The following is a 20,208-nucleotide window of genomic DNA, read 5'->3' as shown; positions in this document are numbered from 1 at the left end:
CGATGTGGCGCAAGTGAACGATGCGCCAGAATCATCGCCATCAACCGTTATTGGGGATGAGGATGTCGCGATTCTACTGGATTGGTCAGCATTCGGCGTTTCTGATGAAGACTCTGCTCAGGCTTCTCTATCCGTTCAAATTACGTCGCTGCCTGCTGATGGTGTACTTGAATACAAAGATGGTGCTGACTGGAAAGCTGTTGAGGTTGGTGATGTATTTAACAAAGTAGACTTTGATAGCAATTCGGTACGCTTTACTCCTGATTTACATGAGTCTGGATTAGCTGCCTACAACAATAATGGTGTAGGCAATCAACTAAACAATTACGCCCAAATCGGGTTCAAACCAAATGACGGTAATTCAGAAGGTACCGACTCTCTGCTATCTATTGATGTAGTACCAAAGGCAGATCAACCTAGTGTAAATGTTTCTCTTTCAGGCGATTACATTTTCCTCCATAAGGATTACCCTACATACGGCATCACTACCGACAAATTCCAGTTGGGTGACTTTGATATTTCTCCAATAAAACTAGGCGACGAGATCAACGATCAAAAATGGTGGCAAGACTTCGTTACTGGCTCAGGCAGTGATGACTACTATCGTAATGTTCACGGTGGAGGGGATTTTGTTTACACATATGGTGGCAATGACGTACTTGTCGGAGATGATTCACGTACTGGTAGCTACTTGAACGCTGGTGAGGGGAATGACATTCTAGTTTCCGGTCTAGGGTCTGATGCGCTGTATGGTGGTACCGGGAAAGACATCGCGATTCTTCCTGGCAAGTCCTCCGATTACTCTATATCAAAGGACAAACTATATGATCCTGTCGACGATATCTGGTTTAACTTCGAAACGTCAGAAGATCTTGGCTTTGGAGATGAATCGATTACTAAAGCACTTCACAACATCGAGATCGTTCAGTTTGAAGACGGTATATTTGAGCTTGACTCTAACACCGGAGAGCTGATACCTATTCCACCTAGTCACGTGATAGTACCGCTTACTATTGATGTTGCTTTAACGGATACAGACGGCAGTGAATCAATAACTTCTGTCCAAATTAGTGGTTTAGTTGAAGGTGCACAACTGTTCGACTCAACTAAGACCTTACTTGGTACAGCTAACGCCCAGGGTATAATTGATCTCGCTTCTGGTTGGGATAGCAAGGGAAATCAGTTCACTGTGCAAGTTCCAGGAGACAAAGTTGGTCAAGTCGACTTGAAAGTTACCGCTACTTCTACTGAAGAAGCGAATGGCGATTCAGCAACTGGTTCAGATGAGCTTTCACTTCGTGACTACACTCTAAGCACCGGCGAGGGTGGCCCAGATGTAATCACAACCTCGACTGACAACGATATTGTAATAGGCGATACCTCTGGACTTCAGATTATACCTGGGCAGGACTACAATATCGCCTTTATCTTCGATACTTCAGGAAGTATGAAGAATACGATTACTGCTGCAAAACCAGAACTGCAAGCTGCCTTTGATAAATTAGTTGAAAGTGCAGGGGCCGATGCATCGGGTGAGGTGAATGTATTATTGACTCAATTCGACTCAAATGCGTCCCATGTGATATCGATAAACCTTGATGCAGATAACCCATCATTAGAGTTTGCGAATAAGCTAGCTTCAATAATTGATGATTCCTACGGAATGACAAACTATGAAGCAGCTTTCAATTCAGCAATCGATTGGTTTAGTTCACTACCAGATAATGGCGCAACCAATCACTCTTTCTTTATCACAGATGGAGAGATAAATACCGCCACCGAAAACGATCTTGGTCAAGAGCAATTTAGTGACTTCTGGATGTTCTATGATAAATCGTCCGGTGAACTGGAAAGTCTTGAAGATATCTTAGGAAACGATTTCGAGTTATCTGACTTGTCTAATGGAAGCATTAAAATAAATGGAGTAGATGTAGTTGAAGCCCATGGCGATAAAGCGTACGTTTACTCGCCTTACTTAGATAGCAGTAACCAACGAGTCCGTCTTGGTACCTTACGCATGAAATATGGTGAGTTGGTGTACAGAGATAAATACGATTCAGATGAACAGGTTACACTGCAAGCGGTGCACATGTTCAACGTCCTTGCTGGCCTTTCAGCTGTTCAAGCGATTGGTATCGGCGATGGCGTAATGGAATCGACACTGAAACAGTTTGATACGGACAAAGTTGTTGATGCAAATGTAGACGTGAATAAACTTGCCGAAGCCATAGCAGGCGAACTGGTTGAAACTCAGCCCGGTGCAGATGAAATTTCTACGCTGAGTGGAGATGATATTCTATTTGGTGACGAGCCTATATTGTTCGCAGCTGATAGCACAACCGAACTTACTCTTCAAGAGTACGTAGCTGAGAAACTAAGTATGGGGCTAGGTAGTGTTGATGCTCAGACTATGCACGAATATATCTCTAGCCACATCGACGAGTTTGGTTCTTCTAGTAGTAGTGACTTGGGTGATGAACTTTCTGGAGGTGAAGGTAGTGATATCCTATATGGTCAAGGCGGCGATGACATTTTAGTCGGCGGTGAAGGTAGTGATATCCTTGTTGGTGGTGATGGCGCTGACACCTTCAAGTGGGTAGATGGCGATCTTGATAGTTCAACGGATGTAATCAAAGATTTTGATGACGTTGAAGGTGACAAGATAGATTTGTCAGAGTTGTTTGAAGACGATAATCGCACAGTAGACGAAATCATCGCATCATACGTTACGGTTGAAAATTCTGATACTAATAATGCGGAAATTGTGGTTTCAAAAGGTGCTGACACTGTCACAATTGAGCTTGAAGGTTGGAGTAGTGCAGATTTAACCGACCAAGTTCTTAAAGACATACTCGTAATTAAAGAGTAAACATAAGGGTTGCAAAGCCCTTTTGTAATGTTTGGCCCTTAGGCCAGAACTGGCGATAGCAATAAAAATAAAGGGTTGGCATTGAGTGCCAATCCTTCCAATTTATACTTGCTGTTCGCTTACAACACCTTACAAGCGAACCCTTTTAGGTAGAAACCTTCTGGGTAGGCACTGTCGGTTGGGTGGTCTGCTGCTTGTTCAAAGCGTTCAACAAACTTCACTTGACGGCCAGAGTCTACGGCAGCGTCGGCAATGACTTTTTGGAATAATTCGCCGCTCATTAGACCAGAGCAAGAGTAGGTCAGTAAGCTACCACCAGGTTTAAGTATCTGCATAGCCAGCATGTTGATATCTTTGTAGCCATTCGCACCAGAGGTTAAATTGTTCTTGCTTGAAACAAACTTTGGCGGATCCATTATTACCACGTCAAACTTGGTGCCTTGGTCGCGGTATTCACGTAATAACTTAAACACGTCAGCGTTCAAAAATACGGCGCGCTTTTTCGAAATATCGAATTGGTTAAGCTCAGCGTTATACTTAGCAGTATCTAGAGCTGGCTGAGATACGTCAGCGTTGATAACACGCTTTGCACCACCTTTAAGGGCATATAGACCAAAACCACCTGTGTAAGAAAAACAGTTAAGCACTTCTTTATCTTTCACGTACTTCATTGCTTGTTGACGACTGTCACGTTGGTCAAGATAAAACCCCGTTTTGTGACCTTCAATAATGTCGACACTGATCTTAATGCCATTCTCTTCAATCACAACCGATCTCGGTGGCTCTTGGCCGTGAAGGACGCCAGTGCTCAGTTCTAAGCCTTCCTTTTTGCGTACTGCAACGTCAGAGCGTTCGTAGATGTTACACTCAGGAAATACCTTTAACAGCGCATCAATAAGAGTTTGCTTGTGATATTCGGCTCCAGCACTTAAGAGCTGACACACAATGTAGTCTTGGAACTTATCGATCGTAATCCCTGGAAGGCCATCAGATTCTGCGGCGATTAAACGGTAGCCAGTAAGACCATCACGCTCAATAATGTCTTCACGGAGTAACTGAGCATCTTGAATTCGTTTAACGAAGAAGTCGAGATTGATATCTTGCTTGTCGAAGCTCCAAACACGTGCTCGGATTTGTGAGTGTGGAGAGTAGGCTGCTTTGGCTAACCATTTGCCATCGTGTGTGAATACATCGACTGTTTCTCCTAGTTTAGGTTCACCTTCCACTTTATGTACTCCGCGAGAGAATACCCATGGGTGCTTACGGCGAAGAGATTTGTCGCGGCCTTTGACAAGATAGATAGCTGGCGTCATAGCGTTACTCGATAATGTGCTGGAAAAGGAGGGGTATTTTCGGGGATGTGTATTGGAAAAGCAAATAAAAGAGCCGCGATGCAGCGGCTCAATCCGTTTAGGCTTTTAGCCCTGTTAATAAGGCTTCCATCTGGTCACTCTGATTTCGTAGTTGAGTGATGTTTGAGTTGGTTGCACTAATCATTTCGTGGACATTGTTTGCTTGAACGCGGATTTCTTCAACACTTGCTGCGATATTGTCCGCCACGACACCTTGCTCTTCAGCGGCAGTGGCAATTTGAATACTGCTATCTGAAATAGTCTGGTTTTTTTCAGCTAGTGCACCAATTTCTACGTCTACCTCAGTCATTCGCTGTTGACCTTCAGAGGCGTTGAGCACGGTCGTTTCCATCAGTTGCGTCAACGACTGACTATTGCGTTGTAGGGCTTCGATCATCGTTTGGATTTCGACCGTAGCTTGCTGAGTTCTGCCAGCAAGCGCGCGAACCTCATCTGCAACCACCGCAAAGCCTCGACCTTGTTCGCCAGCCCGTGCGGCTTCTATTGCCGCGTTTAGGGCAAGCAAGTTGGTTTGCTCAGATATTCCGTTGATGGTGGTGACTACCTCATCGATTTGCGCTGCGTTTGCATCAAGCTCCGCCACAGCTTCAGAAGCAGATTGAATCTCTTGAGATAACTTAGATATCGAACTAAGCGTGTGCCCGACCTTTGTTTGGCCTTGAGTCGCAACACTACGAGCATCTTCTGTCTGAGTACTAGATTCGTGCGCAAGGTTAGCGACTTCACGAATAGTTGAAGCCATTTCTTCAGTAGCACTTGCCAATGAGTTTAAATGCTCTTGCTGTGTGCCAGAGACTTCAGCGCTCTGCTGGTTTGATTGGTTCAGATCTGAACTTATCTGCTGCATTAAAGCGATAGATTCTTGGATCGAGATAACCATATTTTGTTCACGTTCAGCTACCTTATCAATTGTGATAGCAATCTCGCTAAACTCATCTCTCACTTTGAAAAAGTTCATACGACTTGTTAGATCGCCATCGGCCAGCGTGGTAAGCGCTTTGTTCATCGTAAACATGGCACCGCCGATAAAAGTCATGATGTAGTAGACACCCAGAGCAATAAGAGAAAGTGTCACTAAAACAATCACGATATGAGTTGTAGACATCGAAGCCCACAAATCCTGCTCGTGAATCGCGGCTATGCTATAAGCACCATTATTAATACTGATAGAACCGGTGCCGCTAGCAAACTGAATTGTGTCGGAATCTTTAATAATATTAGTGACCTGGTCTTGGGATAGGTTGCCAGCTTGAATGAGATCGCGCATTAAGATCAGTTCATCTTGATAAAGGCGATCTAGCATTTGGTCAGCACTGTTGTCGAGCACTAGAGTTAATATGACTAAAGCAAGTACAGGAAGCAAAAAGAGCAGATAGAACTTTTCTTGGATTTTTAAATGAATAAGATATTTATCAATCCAGCGGAACGGAATTTCTTTCATAATTATAATGTCCAGTGAAGCGACCCAAATTTCCATTATGGGCAAGAATAAGTCATTCTTAATATAGCATCGACTCAATAGTAGGGTATACAGAATGGATCAAAGTTGTGAAAGGTTCACAGTCTCCGGCATCGTCCAAGGAGTAGGCTTTCGTTATCACACTTCTTATCAAGGCTTGAAGCTTGGCGTGTCTGGTTATGCGAAAAACCTATCCAATGGTGACGTTGAAGTCGTGGTATGCGGCAACGAACAGCAAATTGAAGCCATGGCTAGATGGTTAGAGCAAGGGCCAAGGAGCGCAAGAGTCGACAATCTTGTACGAGAAGCTATTTCTTATAAACCCTACAAAGGGTTTCAGATCCTTTAGCCTTTGCAACTGCTCTAATTACAAACATTTTGCCGGTTTTGGTAGTCCCGCGAGTTTAGTCGCTTGTTTTGCTGGTCCTTGTTTGAATAGCTTAAACAGATATTTGCTGTTGCCTTTTTCTGGGCCGTGCGCCTTTTCCATCGCTTTAACTAACATTCGAACCGCAGGTGACGTGTTGAACTCTTCGTAAAAGTCTCGAACGAAGTGAACAACTTCCAAATGCGCGTCTGTTAACTCAATACCTTCTTGCTCTGCGAGGATTGAGATCATGCCTTCTTCCCATTGTGTATGATCTAATAAATAGCCTTGGGCGTCAGTTTCGATTTGTTTGCCGTTATATTCGAACATCGTTATTACCTTAAAATCTCTGATATTGAATAGGGTAGCGCAGCTATAACTCAGATCACAATACGGCAATAAAGAAAAAGCCCGAAAGCAATTGCTTTCGGGCTTTGTTTAATCAGTTTCTGAACAGATTAGTCGTCGTTCATAATGCCTAGGATGCTTAGTAGGCTAGTGAACAGGTTAAGAATGTTCAGGTACATTGAGATTGTTGCGCTAACGTAGTTTGTTTCTTCACCACGTACGATACGGCTTGTGTCGTATAGGATGAAACCAGAGAACACTAGTGCAGAGATGCTGCTGATCGCTAACTGAGCAACGGTTGAGCCAACAAAGATATTGATGATAGCTGCAACGATAACGATGATCAGACCTGCGATTAGGAAGTTACGCATGAAAGAGAAATCTTTCTTACTGCTGATTGTGTAAGCAGAAAGACCCAAGAACACCATACCCGTCAAGCCTAGTGCTTGAGCGATGATAGATGGACCACTTGGGATTGCTGCGTAATAGTTAAGCATTGGACCTAGCGCACCACCCATTAGTGTAGTGAAAACAAAAGTCCAAACAATACCCATCGAAGAGTTAATGCTTCGTGGTAGAGCGAAAAATAGGATACCGATAGCAGCTACCTGCATTACAAGCGCCATCATCGGAGAAATGCCCATTGCCATAGTCGCCATAGCTGCGATAGCACTGGTTACTAATGTCATCGACAGTAGGAAATAGGTGTTCTTAAGCGTTTTGTTGATCTCAAGTACATTCTGCGCACTTGTAGAGCGGGTAAACATAGGACTATTCATGATCTTCCTCGTAAGGGTTTTTATGTTTATAACTACATTTATGAGGTTCAATGATCAAAAGATCAAGCCCCCTAACGTTATGCAGTACTTAAAATAATAATAGAATTAGAATGTTAAGTATTTATATATGTGTAACACAATATAACAACACAAAAAAGGGGCGACTCAAGTCACCCCTTTCCATAACCTATTCACTGATTAGTGATGAAGAATTTGAGCCAAGAAATTCTGCGTTCGATCAGATTGTGGATTTTCAAAGAAATCGATAGGGTTGTTTTCTTCAATAATCTCACCAGCATCCATAAAGATCACTCGGTCGGCCACTTCTTTTGCAAAGCCCATTTCGTGTGTTACACACAGCATGGTCATGCCTTCTTCGGCTAATTCGACCATTACATCAAGTACTTCACGTACCATTTCTGGATCGAGTGCCGACGTTGGTTCATCAAACAGCATCACTTGTGGATTCATACAAAGTGAGCGAGCGATCGCCACACGCTGTTGCTGACCACCAGAAAGTTGGCCTGGATACTTCTCTGCTTGATCAGGAATCTTAACGCGTTCCAGATACTTCATCGCAATCGCTTCTGCTTCTTCTTTGGGCATCTTCTTCACCCAAATAGGTGCTAGCGTACAGTTCTCAAGCACGGTTAGGTGAGGGAAGAGATTGAAGTGTTGGAAGCACATGCCCACTTCGCGGCGTACCGCTTCAATGTTCTTCAGATCTTCCGTTAGCTCTGTACCAGAAACAATGATTTGACCTTGCTGATGTTCCTCGAGGCGGTTAATACAGCGAATCATGGTCGATTTTCCAGAGCCAGAAGGGCCACAGATAACGATCTTTTCGCCTTTCTTCACATCTAGGTTGATGTTCTTTAGTACGTGAAATTCACCGTACCACTTATTCATATCCTTTAATTGGATCATGTAATCTTGTTGTTGCGTCATAATACGTCCTTGAGATTATCGTTTGTGACCGGTATGAAGTTTGTTTTCAAGCCAAATCGAATATCTCGACATGCCGAAACAAAATACCCAGAACACTAACGCGACAAATACATAACTTTCGATAGAAAAACCAAGCCATTCAGGATCGGTGTTTGCCGATTGACCTATGCCTAGCACGTCAAACATACCAATAATCAGCACCAGACTGGTGTCTTTGAATAAGCCGATAAAGGTATTTACGATTGAAGGTATGGTAATTTTTAAAGCTTGCGGTAATACAATTAGCCCCATCTTCTTCCAATAGCTCAAACCAAGCGCATCTGCGGCTTCGTATTGACCTTTAGGAATGGCTTGCAAACCACCACGAACTACCTCAGCCATATACGCGGCACTAAACATTACCACACCAATGAGTGCGCGGAGTAGTTTGTCTAGGTCGGTACCTTCGCTCATAAAGAGTGGCAGCATCACCGATGCCATAAACAGGACGGTAATTAGAGGCACACCACGCCAAACTTCGATATAGACAGTACAAATACTGCGTATGATAGGCATTTCTGAACGACGGCCTAGCGCCAGAGCGACACCAATTGGCAGTGACACAACGATACCGACTAATGCGATGATCAGTGTAACAAGCAAGCCACCCCATTTATGGGTTTCTACGACTTCAAGCCCGAATACGCCACCGTACAGCAGTGCTGCAATCAAAAATGGGTAAACATTGACGAAAAATAACCAAATCCAAGTGCGTTTTGGTGTTTTTTCATAGGCAAGCAGCACGGTAAATATCGCCAGCGTTGCATAGAACAGGCGAGGGCGCCACAGTTCAGCCTGCGGATAGAAGCCGTACATAAACTGTTCCCATCGCACACTGATAAACACCCAACATGCTCCGTCACTGGTACACGCGTCTCGTGAATCCCCAATCCAGTCAGCGTTAATAAACGCCCAGTTAGCGATTGACCACAGCAAAGATAATACAAAGTAGGCCAAAACAACGGTCATTACCGAGTTTACAGGTCCATTGAATAGGTTTTTTCGTAACCAGCCAACGACACCTACTGTGTTTGCCGGAGGCGGTAGACTAGGTTGAAATTGATGTACTTTCATCTTATCTCTCCACCAGTGCGACTTTTTTGTTGTAAAGGTTCATCAGTGCTGATGTGACTAAACTTAACGTCAGGTAAACACCCATAGTCATCGCAATAATCTCTATGGCTTGACCTGTTTGGTTAAGCGTTGTCCCAGCAAACACAGAAACGAGATCAGGATAGCCGATAGCCATCGCTAGCGATGAGTTTTTCGTTAAATTTAAGTATTGACTGGTAAGTGGCGGAATAATGATCCTCAACGCTTGAGGGATAACAACCAGCTTCAAAGTGCGAGAACGTGGTAGACCAAGCGACATTGCGGCCTCGGTCTGACCGTGGTTTACTGCATTGATACCAGAACGAACTATCTCTGCGATAAATGACGCGGTGTAAATGCTTAGTGCAATCAGCAGTGCAGCTAATTCCGGTATGATACTGATACCGCCACGGAAGTTGAATCCTTTTAATACAGGGTAATCCGCACTTATCGGTGAACCTGCAAGGAAATAAACAACCAGTGGGAACACAAGAATCAATCCAACCGCAACACGGCCCATTGGCATCTGCTGTCCGGTGAGTTTTTGCCTATTGTTAGCCCAAACGTTGGTGGCAAATGTTGCAATAATACCGATTACAAATGCGCCGATAACCAGTGATGCACCTTGCTCAAACACAGGAGCAGGAAAATACAATCCGCGTACGTTAAGGAATATCGCTTCGCCTAAGCTGATACTTTGTCTGGCTGACGGGAGTGTTTGCAGTACCGCAAAATACCAAAAGAAAATTTGTAAAAGCAAAGGAATATTACGAAACGTCTCGATATATACGGCTGCTAAGCGACTGACAAACCAGTTGTTAGACAGACGTGCAATACCCATCAAAAAACCGATCACTGTTGCTAAAATAATACCCAAAAACGAAACTAGTGCCGTATTGAGTAATCCGACGAAAAACGTTCGACCGTAAGAAAAGGTTTCATTGTATTCAATAAGAGTAAGACCGATACCAAAACCAGCTTCTTGACTTAGAAAATCGAAACCAGTTGCGATACCACGGGCATCTAAGTTGCTTAGTGCATTGTTGACTATTGTATAACAAAAAAAGACGAGCGCCGCGATCGCGATAACTTGGAAAACAACGGCTCGAAAGGTGGGATTGTAAATAAGGTTAGCGTTTGAATTCGGTCCGTTACTCGAATTCGACGCAACATTAGTAGGTTTCATACAGCTATAACCTCAAATCCATTTTATAAAAAGGGCGGCCATTAGTGATAACCGCCCATTTTTGTGTACTAGCTAATAATAGTTATTAACGGATTGGTGGAGCGTACATGAAGCCGCCCGCATTCCACAAAGCGTTAACGCCACGTGAAATTTGTAACGGAGAACCAGTACCAACTGTGCGCTCGAAGCTTTCACCGTAGTTACCCACTTGTTTGACAACTTGGTAGCCCCAGTCATCACGAATACCTAAACCTTTACCTTTAGGGCCATCAACACCAAGAATGCGTTTAACGTTTGGATCGTTAGACTTCAGCATTTCGTCGGCATTTTTCGACGTGATACCATACTCTTCTGCGTTGACCATCGCAGAAAGTGTCCATTTAGCGATATTGAACCACTGGTCATCACCTTGACGTACAACTGGGCCTAGAGGCTCTTTAGAAATGATTTCTGGAAGTACTTGAGCTGATGATGGATCTTGAAGGTTCAAACGAAGTGCGTAAAGACCAGATTGGTCAGTAGTCAGTACGTCACAGCGACCTGCATCGAAACCAGCAGAAGTTTGAGCTGCTGTATCAAATACAACTGGCTTGTAAGTCATACCGCTGTTGCGGAAGTAGTCTGCAAGGTTTAGCTCAGTTGTTGTACCTGATTGTACACACACTGACGCACCGTCTAGCTCTTTTGCACTCTTAAGACCTAGGTCTTTTTTGACCATGAAGCCCTGACCATCGTAGTAGTTGACACCTGCAAAGTTAAGACCTAGAGCAGTATCACGGTGTAGCGTCCACGTAGTGTTACGCGACAGAATGTCGATTTCACCCGATTGCAACGCAGTGAAGCGCTCTTTTGCCGTTAGTGGTACATATTTAACTTTTGTTTTATCGCCTAGTACAGCAGCCGCAACCGCTTGGCAGTATTCTACGTCGATACCTTCCCATTCACCCTTTGAGTTCGGGTTAGAGAAACCAGGCAAGCCAGTACTTACACCACAAGTTAGGAAACCTTGTTGGGTAACTTTATCAAGCGTGCTATCTGCTGCAGAAGCGCCGGTAGACATCAGTGCAGTAGAAGCCGCTACAACTGAAGCAAGAAGTGTTAGTTTATGTGCCATTTGTATCCTTCCTGTATGATCCATGTTTGTTCAGGACAACCCTGAAATAACAATTCAATAATGTTGTGTTTCATTAATTATTAGGTTGCTAATGCTCAAATTTGAGTCTTAGTTAAATCAACCAGTTATAAGCGTAGAAAAGGATTTGTGATTTCTCAAATGTATAATTTAAAAAGATTTTTGATTAAACTCACAAACCCTGACAGACATTAGAATGGCAACATGTTGCTAAAATGTAAATAGTGCAACAGTTCACAAATCTGGTGCGACAGGATGGTGTAATAAAATTATCAATACAAATAGATTTGAAATTTGAATCAATGTCTCAGGTTGGTTTAAATCACTAAAGAAAGCATAAAATTCAGTAATAAATTATGGCCTCGATCAAAATCACATGAATGTCATGCCCCATTTTTGTTAGTATCGAGAGTAAAGACGTTTTTAGTTATTCAAGGAATGAAATGCAGTATTTTCCTCTATTTATAGATTTGAATCACAAACCTGTTTTGGTGGTAGGTGGTGGGGAAGTCGCAAGTAGAAAGGTGGATAGCCTTGTTAGAGCAGGCGCCGATGTCACCATTGTTTCTCCCCAGATAGAAGAATACCTTGCCGATCTAGCTGCAAAAGGTGAGTGTCGCTGGATTCAGGCCTTCTACTCAAACGAGTTGCTTGAAGAAAAATACGTTCAAGTATGGGCCACCACGGACAATCCAGACTTGAACCATCAGGTTCATGGCGATGCCAAGCAACAGGGAATACTTGTAAACGTGGTTGATGATCTCCCATATTGTGACTTCATTACGCCATCAATGATTAATCGTGGGCGTATCCAATTGGCTATTTCAAGTGGAGGATCGTCGCCGGTTTTGATCCGAAATATAAGAGAGAAGTTAGAAGCCGTTCTTCCACAAAACTTATCTTTGCAGGCCGAGTTTGCTGCATCAAAGCGAAGTGATATCAAACAAAAGTTACCCACTGTTGATGAGCGTCGTAAGTTTTGGGAAACGTTTTTTAAGCGCTCAGATGTCGATCAAGCAAATGCGAATTCGAAGTTGGAGTCTGCCTACCAAGAATTACTCAACGAAGGGTTTGAAGTTAAAGGTTCAGTCACTTGGATTGAGTACGGTGACGATGTTGAACTGCTCACCTTAAAGGCGATGCGTATGATGCAGCAAGCTGAGTTAGTTTTATTTGACTCTAACTGTCCCTTTAACTTCATTGACCTAGTGCGTCGAGATGCAGAGCGTGTGGAATATCATAACGATGCAGAACTGGCTCAATTAGTACAACAGGCTAGGACTGCCGACTGCCGGGTAGTAAGTTTTATTTCGCCGACATCAAGCAGTGTCACTTTTCTTCAAGGTGAAGACCTAGTGCTACGATTAGGTATCAACGAATAATCAAAAGCCCGCGACGAGTCGCGGGCTTTTTAGTTGCAATGCTTAGTCGCGGAAGTTCTCGTATTGGAACGGTTGACCAAGTTCTGATTCACGGATAAGCGCGATGACCGCTTGTAAGTCGTCGCGTTTTTTGCCCGTTACACGTACTTTTTCACCTTGGATTGAGGCTTGAACCTTCATCTTATTATCTTTGATAAGCTTGACGATTTTTTTCGCCATAGGTGTTTCGATACCTTGCTTAAACAAGACAATTTGGTGCCAATTCCTACCTGTCGCTTCTTCAGGCTTTGCTTCCATTGCATTCGCATCAACGCCGCGTTTTGCGAGATGGCCACGTAAAATGTCACGCATTTGTTTTAGCTGAAAATCGCCTTCTGCATTTAATTTCACTGACTCGTCTTTTTGCATTTCGAACGATGCTTGTACACCACGAAAATCGAAACGAGTAGAGAGTTCACGTGTTGCATTGTCTACAGCATTACGTAGTTCAACACTATCAATCTCGGAAACAATATCAAATGATGGCATGTTGGAATCCTTTTATTACGAGCGTTGTTTAACAGCGGTTGCCAGCATATCAAGCATGGTAACGGTATCGTCCCAGCCTAGGCATGGGTCAGTAATCGACTGGCCGTATGTCAGACTATTCAGATCGGCCATTGACTGGTTGCCTTCAAGAATAAAACTTTCAGCCATGATGCCTGCGACTTGGTTTTTACCTGATTTAATCTGCTCGCAGATATCTTGCGCAACATCAAGCTGTTTACGGTGCTGCTTTTGGCAATTCGCATGACTAAAGTCGACGACAAGACGCTGTGGCAGACCAACTTCACCAAGTTGCTGACAGGCCGCTTCAACCGATTCAGCGTCGAAGTTTGGTCCTTGATCACCACCACGAAGAATAACGTGACCAAATGGGTTACCACTTGTACGGTACACCGTCATACGACCATTTTTATCTGGTGAGTAGAAGTAGTGTGAAGCCTTGGACGCGCGAATGGCATCGATGGCGATTTTTATGTTGCCGTTGGTGCCGTTTTTAAACCCAACAGGGCAGGAGAGCGCAGAAGCCATTTCACGGTGGATCTGAGATTCCGTAGTGCGCGCGCCGATCGCTCCCCAAGTGATAAGGTCAGCAATATATTGTCCCGTGATCATGTCGAGAAACTCTGTCGCGGTGGCAAGACCAAGCTTATTGATATCAAGCAGTAGTTTACGTGCTTTATTGAGACCCGTTTCTAAAGCGTAAGACCCATCAAGGTTGGGGTCTGTAATCAGTCCTTTCCAACCTACAATGGTACGTGGCTTTTCAAAATAGGTGCGCATTACAATGAAAAGCTGATCTTTATATTGTTCTTGAATGGCGGCTAAACGTTGGGCGTAATCAATCGCAGCATCAGTATCATGAACAGAGCAAGGACCAACGATGACCAACAGGCGCTGGTCTTGTCCTATAAGAATATTTTCAATTTGACGTCGTGATTGTTCAATACGCTGGGCAACTTCGTCAGTAATCGGATGGGCGTTTCCTAACTCGGCCGGTGTCGGCATTGGACCCAAAGGTTGGGTTCTTAATTCATCGGTTTTTAATGGCATACCACAGCCTGTTCTTTTTATTGCGAAGCGGTAAAGATAGCGGAAACGCACTAAGGAATAAACTACTTATCGAGATTCTTCTCAATGCTTGAGTGTAAAAGTGAAAAAATATTCATTTAATTGAATTAAAAATGCTCTCGAACCCTTGTTTTAACCCAGTTCGAGCGGTATGTTGAGGGTGATAAATAAAACAAAACCTATGCACGGAGCAGTAATGAGTTTAGACAGTTCAAGCAGTTTGCATCCCGCCTTAAAATCAGGAAACTTTTTACCTAATTTAAATCAAGTCGAAGAGGGGACGCACCTCTTTGTTTCGTTGTCTGAGATGGTGCTAGAGCATATCTTTTATCACCCTTGCTATGCTGCGGCAGAGTTAGCTCTCGATGCGACAGAAGAAGCGTCAATTCAGGCAATTTTAGGCGACTTGCCAGTAGAGAGTCATTTTGTTTCTACACTGACGGATAAGATAATCGCGGCGGTAAAACCAAGCCACAAGTCGATTCGAGTAGCTTTAAGCGGTGCTGATAGCCATAGCTATCGTTCCTTGTTGGGTGGAAAGATTGAACTGGCAGAAGTGAATCCGGCTCTTGGTATCCGCGGCGTTTCTCGTTATGCACGTGATGAATTTAAAGTCCAGTTTTCTCTAGAGTGTCAGGTGATTAAATTGCTGCGTGAGCAAAACATCGATGTTGAGATAGTGGTGCCGTTTGTCCGCGGTCTATCTGATGCGGCAAAAATCATTGATTTGCTCGCTGAGCAAGGATTACCACGTGGCTTGCAAGGATTGAAAGTGCTGTACACGGTTGATGTTCCGTCTGGCGCGCTACTGTCTGAGCGACTACTTCACTATTTTGATGGTGTGGTGATCAATTTAGAAAATTTGACTCAATTTACCCTAGGCATTGATTGTTTGAATGAAGAGCTCGAGTACCTGTTTGATCCCGAAAGTGAAGCAGTTATGCAACTACTGGATTTAACGATGAACTCTGCTGCCAACAGTAATAAGCCTGTGGTTTTGGTCAGCAGCGGTTTTGTCCAATACCCACGCTTACAAGACCACCTAGCAGAGCAAACAAATATTGAACTGGTCGTGACGGCGTAACACTCCTGTCCGGATACATATCACTGTTTAGATTGCCCAATGTTAATGAAATGTTGACATTGGGCTTGTTTAATTATCAACTAGCTAGACACTCACTGGTCGGACTAGTTTAATGTTATCTGCGTTATCGAAAGCAAATTTCTACCTCAATTACTTTGGCTTCTTCAAAGTTCCTTTCATTTGGTTAGCAAGACCTAAGATACTCCAACTCAACTCTGAACGAGTCGAAGTAAAGATTCCTTTGAAAAGAAGAACTAAAAACCACCTCAATAGCATGTATTTTGGTGTATTGGCGGTTGGTGCGGACGTCGCTGGTGGATTTATGGCGATGAGCAAAGCACAAGAGAGTGGTCGAAAAGTTTCGTTGGCATTCAAAGCGGTGGAAGGACAGTTTTTAAAGCGACCAGAAGCGGATGTGCACTTTGTGTGTGAGGATGGCAAGCTGATCGATGAAATGCTTGCCGAAACGTTTCAAACGGGTGAGCGTGTTAACAAAGCGGTTAAGATCACCGCCATATGCCCCAGTCTACATGGCGATGAACCTATGGCGGAGTTTTATCTTACTCTGTCACTGAAGCAAATGGGTGGCTGACATCTTCTACCTCCATCTGCTCAACCGCGACAATTTTGCTGCGATTTAGAATGATTTTCCAGCGGTAGTATTGCGGCTTACCGTCGTGGTTGTCTTCCTTTGCAATTAAGTTTATTAAATGGCGTTTCTCTACTGACTCACGGCTCACTTGGCCGTTGTTATGTGTGTAGACTTTATTGGAGCCTTTATCCATCAGACGAGTCAGAGAACGCATACTGACTAACAAAGACTCGCGAGTTTCCTCATAGCCGCTCATGAACTTAGACGTCGACATCTCAGTCTTGGAGCTGTAGTGGAGCACTTGTTCTTCACGTTGTACTACACGCTTCTTACGTATCGATTTGATTCTATCGGGCAGTTTTTCCAGTACTTTATAATCTAACCATTCAAGCTTTTGACCCACTGCTTTCTTAGTTGTTGGGTCTAGGTAGAGCTTACGCCACTTAGGGCGCCCTTTTCTAATCCAACGCCACATAACATCACGTAAGTCATCTTTGAAAATCTCTCGCAACGCGTAAACAAATGACATCAATACGATAAAAGACGCGGTGATTTCTCCCCAGTAGTCTCTCGCAAGTATTGCTGTAATGGTAACGAACACCATAACAAAGCCAGTTGCTCCGCCTTTTACAACACGCTTCATATTGCTTCCCAGTGACTGGGTCTTTTCTTGCAGAACTACTGGGTGTTCAATCAAACGGCGAAGAAGGCGCATTTTATTACTTAGTCGTGTCACGTCTTCGCGCACGCTCTTAGAGTTATAGTTGTTAAGTTTTCGATGCGCGGCTTCCTTTTCAACGATGGCAAGTAGACTCTCTTTGAGGTTTTTGTACTCGCTATCGCGTGGCATATGAGCGATCAAGGACATCAGACGCTGGCCAGTATACCAAGACAGGTAATTGTCGATATTTGCGTAGTAACGTTTCAAGCTCTCTTCATATGGAATACTGCGACGCAGCTTTTTCAGAATATCGAGGGAAAGAACGATGACTTCATCAACTTCGTCGGTAGTGACAGAATCTTTGTTGTGCTTGTTGAGTTCATTGACCGCTTTGTCGAGCGCAATCACATATTGATAAGCGAATAGGCTCAGACTGACACGATATTGGGTAGTAGAAAGTCTGCCTCGTTTTGCAAGTCGGCTGTGAACCAAGGGGAGCAGGGTTTTATCACTGAAATAGGCCCGTTTTTGAGTGATGGATTCATAATAAAACTCACTCTCTTTTAAGACTTCGGCAGACAGGCCTAGCTCACCGGGTATAAAAAAATACAAGTCGAGATCCGACTTTTTGGTTGCTTCCATCGCGTGAGAAATTTTGAGTGTAATGCCGTCCTGCTTATCAACGGTTAACAACTAAGACTCCTGAAAAAAGACGAAATACATGGCGAAAGCATAACAGAGATTCGCTATAATCACCGCAAATTTAACAAGAGACAGTTGAAATGATTAAAGTTGGTCAGATTAACCACTTAGAAGTAGTAAAAAGAGCAGATTTCGGCCTATTTCTCGATGCTGGAGATTATGGGACAACCTTGTTGCCAAATCGATTTGTGCCAGAAGGTGTTGAAGTTGGCGACTTTTTAGATGCTTTTTTGTATTTCGACTCTGACAGTCAGTTAGTCGCCACAACTGAAACTCCAGTCGCTCAAGTCGGCGAGTGGGGCTTAATGAAAATTGAAGGGGTTAACTCTACCGGTGCGTTTGCTGATTGGGGCATCAAAGGTAAAGATCTACTCATTCCGTTCAGCGAGCAACGTGCTCGATTTGCTACTGGGCAGCAAGTGCTGGTTTATGTCTACACAGATAAAGCCTCAGGTCGCATTGTTGGCACGACGAAGTTCAATAAATTACTTGATAAAACACCAGCAAACTATACGCGCAACCAGGAAGTTGAGTTGATTATTGCCGAGAGAAGTGACTTAGGCTTTAAGGCGATTGTTGAAGGGCAACATTGGGGAATGATTTTCAAGTCTGACGTGTTTGGTAAGCTTTTCATTGGTAAAAAACTGAAAGGCTACATTAAGAGCATCCGTGAAGATGGCAAAATCGACCTATCGCTACAGAAAGTCGGTGTTGGTAAAATGGACGACCTCAGCCAGAAAGTTCTTGATCTACTAAGCAAAAAAGGCGGATTTCTTCCCTTGAATGATAAGTCATCCCCAGAGGCGATATTTGCAGCGTTTCGCACCAGCAAAGGCACATTCAAGAAAACCATTGGTGGCTTATACAAACAAGGTAAGATCACCATTGATAGCGAAGGCATTCGTCTTGTGTAGCTAAATTTTGCTATGGATAAAAAAAGGCCCATCGCTGATCCTGCTTTGGGCCTAGGGGAAGGGCTCTCATAGAGCCTGCGCTAACTGATTGAATTTCCAAATTTATTGATAACTAAAGTGTAGTTCAAGATTTGGAATTTTCTAGGTTCGGTTAGAATTTCATACTAAGGTTTGGCGGTTTAGAACAAGTTTTTGTCTCTTACTAACTCTCTTGGTAAACCATTCTTAATACGATTTCCGACCCATTTTCCTAATCCAATCACATCGTTAGCCAGTTTTACGATCACCTCTCCACTACCTGTCACATTTTCTGGGCGCACGTCACGACCCATAAACCACTCCCGTGCATCGTCGACTGAAAGTACTACCGCCGTGGCTTCGTTGCCTGTAGCAAGTGTAGTCGCAACCTGATGTTGCCAGCGATAACCTTTTTTATGAGTCTCGGCAATTTTAATTCCCATGCGAGAGAAGCGAAACTCACCTAACATCGGCTCCAGTGCGTTTGGAAACAGCCAAACATCTTTGTCGCGCAACCATACCGAGGTGTCTTGCGGAAAATCGATATCGAGCGCCGCTTTGAGCTGTGACTGAATGTCTGCTTGCAACTTAGCGCTGGCTTTTTCAAACGGGAACTTGCCGAGACGCTTCTTAACCTTAGGCGCATCAACCGAGCCTAGTTTACGAATACGTGCAACAAAAAAGCCCTCGCAGTCATAGACTTGGGGAAATATGTGTAAAAAGCCTTCAGCTGTTAGCGCTTTGTCTGCATGCGGGAAAAGGTCGGTTAAACTCTCAAACTCAACTTGGTCGGCAAAAACTTGTTTGAGATGATGACAAACTTGCTGGTTTTCTTCGATGCTGAGCGTACAGGTTGAGTAGACCATAACACCGCCGGGTTTGAGCGCATGAAAGGCACTTTCAATCAGATCTTTTTGTGTATCAGAGATAGAGAGAACAGACGCTTTACTCCAGTTTTTCATGGCGTCGGCATCTTTTCTTACCGTACCTTCGCCCGAACACGGTGCATCGATCAATACGGCGTCGAACTGCTCAGGTAGCCAGCCACCAAATACTCGGCCGTCATAGTTACTCAGTGCCGCATTACGAACACCACAACGTTCTACGTTGGCATGCAAAACTTTCACTCGGCTGGCGGAAAACTCGTTCGCCACCAGCACGCCATGATTATTCATCTCAGCTGCGATTTGCGTTGTTTTCGAGCCAGGGGCAGCAGCCATATCGAGTACGCTGGTAAATTGCGAATTCTGCGCAAACAGAGCGGAAACTGGCATCATTGAACTGGCTTCCTGGATGTAAAAGAGGCCAGACATATGTTCAGCGGTATTACCGAGCGGAACCACCGACTCATCCGCTTCGATCCAAAAGCCCGTTTTACACCAAGGCACTGGTTCTAGCTGCCAGCCTTTATCTTTAGCGCGCTCAATAAAATCTGCAACGGAAATTTTTAAGGTATTGACGCGAAGACTCTTGCGCAAAGGACGCTGACAAGCTGCAATGAAGTCTTCCATGTTTAGCTGCTGAGGCAGTATGGATCTAATTTCAGAGAGGAATTCTTCAGGTAGATATACGTTTTGATGCAAGGTTCTGTCTCTACTGGCTCGAAAGGTCGGAGATTATAGCCAAATATAAGCAAAAACGCAGCGATT

Annotated in this window: 18 protein-coding genes; 6 read left to right on the top strand and 12 right to left on the bottom strand. The window is 43.9% G+C overall.

From position 1 onward, the window contains the following. Positions 1-2,869: VWA domain-containing protein (locus tag TW81_RS13725; protein ID WP_156980973.1), on the top strand; the 2,869-nt coding region annotated here is incomplete at its 5' end. A gap of 119 nt (positions 2,870-2,988) precedes the next feature. Here the strand turns inward: TW81_RS13725 and TW81_RS13720 are convergent. Beyond that, positions 2,989-4,182 carry a class I SAM-dependent methyltransferase gene (locus TW81_RS13720; RefSeq protein ID WP_045956297.1) on the bottom strand — a complete coding sequence of 398 codons (1,194 nt, stop codon included), beginning with the start codon at positions 4,180-4,182 and terminating at the stop codon, positions 2,989-2,991. Positions 4,183-4,279: 97 nt separating this feature from the next. Beyond that, a complete protein-coding gene (locus TW81_RS13715; RefSeq protein ID WP_045956302.1) occupies positions 4,280-5,683 on the bottom strand; it encodes a methyl-accepting chemotaxis protein in 1,404 nt (467 codons plus the stop codon). A 94-nt stretch (positions 5,684-5,777) separates the two neighbouring features. Between TW81_RS13715 and yccX the strand changes: the two genes are divergently transcribed. Beyond that, positions 5,778-6,050 carry an acylphosphatase gene (gene yccX, locus TW81_RS13710; protein WP_045956296.1) on the top strand — a complete coding sequence of 91 codons (273 nt, stop codon included), beginning with the start codon at positions 5,778-5,780 and terminating at the stop codon, positions 6,048-6,050. Positions 6,051-6,068: 18 nt separating this feature from the next. Here the strand turns inward: yccX and TW81_RS13705 are convergent, their stop codons facing one another. From TW81_RS13705 to TW81_RS13680, 6 genes are all read right to left on the bottom strand, one after another. Further along, positions 6,069-6,398, bottom strand: coding sequence for a TusE/DsrC/DsvC family sulfur relay protein (locus TW81_RS13705; protein WP_045956295.1), 330 nt, complete (start codon positions 6,396-6,398; stop codon positions 6,069-6,071). Positions 6,399-6,526: 128 nt separating this feature from the next. After that, positions 6,527-7,195 (bottom strand): Bax inhibitor-1 family protein, encoded by a 669-nt coding sequence (locus tag TW81_RS13700; RefSeq protein ID WP_045956294.1) that lies wholly within the window; start codon positions 7,193-7,195, stop codon positions 6,527-6,529. A gap of 198 nt (positions 7,196-7,393) precedes the next feature. Beyond that, a complete protein-coding gene (locus TW81_RS13695; protein WP_045956293.1) occupies positions 7,394-8,143 on the bottom strand; it encodes an amino acid ABC transporter ATP-binding protein in 750 nt (249 codons plus the stop codon). Positions 8,144-8,158: 15 nt separating this feature from the next. Then, positions 8,159-9,256: an amino acid ABC transporter permease gene (locus TW81_RS13690; protein WP_045956292.1), complete on the bottom strand. Its 1,098-nt coding sequence runs from the start codon at positions 9,254-9,256 to the stop codon at positions 8,159-8,161. 1 nt (position 9,257) lies between these two features. Continuing rightward, positions 9,258-10,460 carry an amino acid ABC transporter permease gene (locus TW81_RS13685; RefSeq protein ID WP_045956291.1) on the bottom strand — a complete coding sequence of 401 codons (1,203 nt, stop codon included), beginning with the start codon at positions 10,458-10,460 and terminating at the stop codon, positions 9,258-9,260. An 85-nt stretch (positions 10,461-10,545) separates the two neighbouring features. Then, entirely contained in the window at positions 10,546-11,574 is a 1,029-nt protein-coding gene (locus tag TW81_RS13680; protein ID WP_045956290.1) for an amino acid ABC transporter substrate-binding protein, read from the bottom strand. A 461-nt stretch (positions 11,575-12,035) separates the two neighbouring features. On the opposite strand from TW81_RS13680, the gene TW81_RS13675 reads away from it, so the two are divergent. Then, a complete protein-coding gene (locus TW81_RS13675) occupies positions 12,036-12,974 on the top strand; it encodes a precorrin-2 dehydrogenase/sirohydrochlorin ferrochelatase family protein (protein WP_045956289.1) in 939 nt (312 codons plus the stop codon). 42 nt (positions 12,975-13,016) lie between these two features. Here TW81_RS13675 and TW81_RS13670 read toward each other — a convergent pair whose 3' ends face one another. After that, positions 13,017-13,502, bottom strand: a complete 486-nt coding sequence (locus TW81_RS13670) for a YajQ family cyclic di-GMP-binding protein (RefSeq protein ID WP_045956288.1) — start codon at positions 13,500-13,502, stop codon at positions 13,017-13,019. Between the two features lie 15 nt (positions 13,503-13,517). After that, on the bottom strand, positions 13,518-14,570 hold the full coding sequence (locus TW81_RS13665) for a 3-deoxy-7-phosphoheptulonate synthase (RefSeq protein ID WP_045956287.1): 1,053 nt from the start codon (positions 14,568-14,570) through the stop codon (positions 13,518-13,520). A gap of 214 nt (positions 14,571-14,784) precedes the next feature. Here TW81_RS13665 and TW81_RS13660 point away from each other — a divergent pair, with 214 nt between their 5' ends. Next, a complete protein-coding gene (locus TW81_RS13660; protein WP_045956286.1) occupies positions 14,785-15,672 on the top strand; it encodes a putative PEP-binding protein in 888 nt (295 codons plus the stop codon). A 112-nt stretch (positions 15,673-15,784) separates the two neighbouring features. Further along, positions 15,785-16,264 carry a DUF4442 domain-containing protein gene (locus TW81_RS13655; protein WP_045956285.1) on the top strand — a complete coding sequence of 160 codons (480 nt, stop codon included), beginning with the start codon at positions 15,785-15,787 and terminating at the stop codon, positions 16,262-16,264. Here TW81_RS13655 and TW81_RS13650 read toward each other — a convergent pair. Then, a complete protein-coding gene (locus tag TW81_RS13650) occupies positions 16,233-17,618 on the bottom strand; it encodes a hypothetical protein (RefSeq protein WP_045956284.1) in 1,386 nt (461 codons plus the stop codon). The two genes, TW81_RS13655 and TW81_RS13650, sit on opposite strands and share 32 nt — an antisense overlap. 89 nt (positions 17,619-17,707) lie before the next feature. Here TW81_RS13650 and TW81_RS13645 point away from each other — a divergent pair, with 89 nt between their 5' ends. Next, complete coding sequence (locus TW81_RS13645; protein WP_045956283.1) at positions 17,708-18,541, top strand: CvfB family protein; 834 nt, start codon at positions 17,708-17,710, stop codon at positions 18,539-18,541. 179 nt (positions 18,542-18,720) lie between these two features. Here the strand turns inward: TW81_RS13645 and rsmF are convergent, their stop codons facing one another. Further along, positions 18,721-20,142, bottom strand: a complete 1,422-nt coding sequence (gene rsmF, locus TW81_RS13640; RefSeq protein WP_084715910.1) for a 16S rRNA (cytosine(1407)-C(5))-methyltransferase RsmF — start codon at positions 20,140-20,142, stop codon at positions 18,721-18,723. Between the last annotated feature and the right edge of the window lie 66 nt (positions 20,143-20,208).

Origin of the sequence: Vibrio galatheae, from assembly GCF_000967545.1 — a bacterium.
GTDB lineage: Bacteria > Pseudomonadota > Gammaproteobacteria > Enterobacterales > Vibrionaceae > Vibrio > Vibrio galatheae.
Note: the sequence above shows the minus strand (reverse complement) of the source record. Positions and strands in the feature narration are given on the sequence as shown.

Bases quoted from the DNA above. Each gene is read 5' to 3' on its own strand.
- TW81_RS13720 (WP_045956297.1), bottom strand. From the start codon at position 4,182: ATGACGCCAGCTATCTATCTTGTCAAAGGCCGCGACAAATCTCTTCGC.
- TW81_RS13715 (WP_045956302.1), bottom strand. From the start codon at position 5,683: ATGAAAGAAATTCCGTTCCGCTGGATTGATAAATATCTTATTCATTTA.
- yccX (WP_045956296.1), top strand. From the start codon at position 5,778: ATGGATCAAAGTTGTGAAAGGTTCACAGTCTCCGGCATCGTCCAAGGA.
- TW81_RS13705 (WP_045956295.1), bottom strand. From the start codon at position 6,398: ATGTTCGAATATAACGGCAAACAAATCGAAACTGACGCCCAAGGCTAT.
- TW81_RS13700 (WP_045956294.1), bottom strand. From the start codon at position 7,195: ATGAATAGTCCTATGTTTACCCGCTCTACAAGTGCGCAGAATGTACTT.
- TW81_RS13695 (WP_045956293.1), bottom strand. From the start codon at position 8,143: ATGACGCAACAACAAGATTACATGATCCAATTAAAGGATATGAATAAG.
- TW81_RS13690 (WP_045956292.1), bottom strand. From the start codon at position 9,256: ATGAAAGTACATCAATTTCAACCTAGTCTACCGCCTCCGGCAAACACA.
- TW81_RS13685 (WP_045956291.1), bottom strand. From the start codon at position 10,460: ATGAAACCTACTAATGTTGCGTCGAATTCGAGTAACGGACCGAATTCA.
- TW81_RS13680 (WP_045956290.1), bottom strand. From the start codon at position 11,574: ATGGCACATAAACTAACACTTCTTGCTTCAGTTGTAGCGGCTTCTACT.
- TW81_RS13675 (WP_045956289.1), top strand. From the start codon at position 12,036: ATGCAGTATTTTCCTCTATTTATAGATTTGAATCACAAACCTGTTTTG.
- TW81_RS13670 (WP_045956288.1), bottom strand. From the start codon at position 13,502: ATGCCATCATTTGATATTGTTTCCGAGATTGATAGTGTTGAACTACGT.
- TW81_RS13665 (WP_045956287.1), bottom strand. From the start codon at position 14,570: ATGCCATTAAAAACCGATGAATTAAGAACCCAACCTTTGGGTCCAATG.
- TW81_RS13660 (WP_045956286.1), top strand. From the start codon at position 14,785: ATGAGTTTAGACAGTTCAAGCAGTTTGCATCCCGCCTTAAAATCAGGA.
- TW81_RS13655 (WP_045956285.1), top strand. From the start codon at position 15,785: ATGTTATCTGCGTTATCGAAAGCAAATTTCTACCTCAATTACTTTGGC.
- TW81_RS13645 (WP_045956283.1), top strand. From the start codon at position 17,708: ATGATTAAAGTTGGTCAGATTAACCACTTAGAAGTAGTAAAAAGAGCA.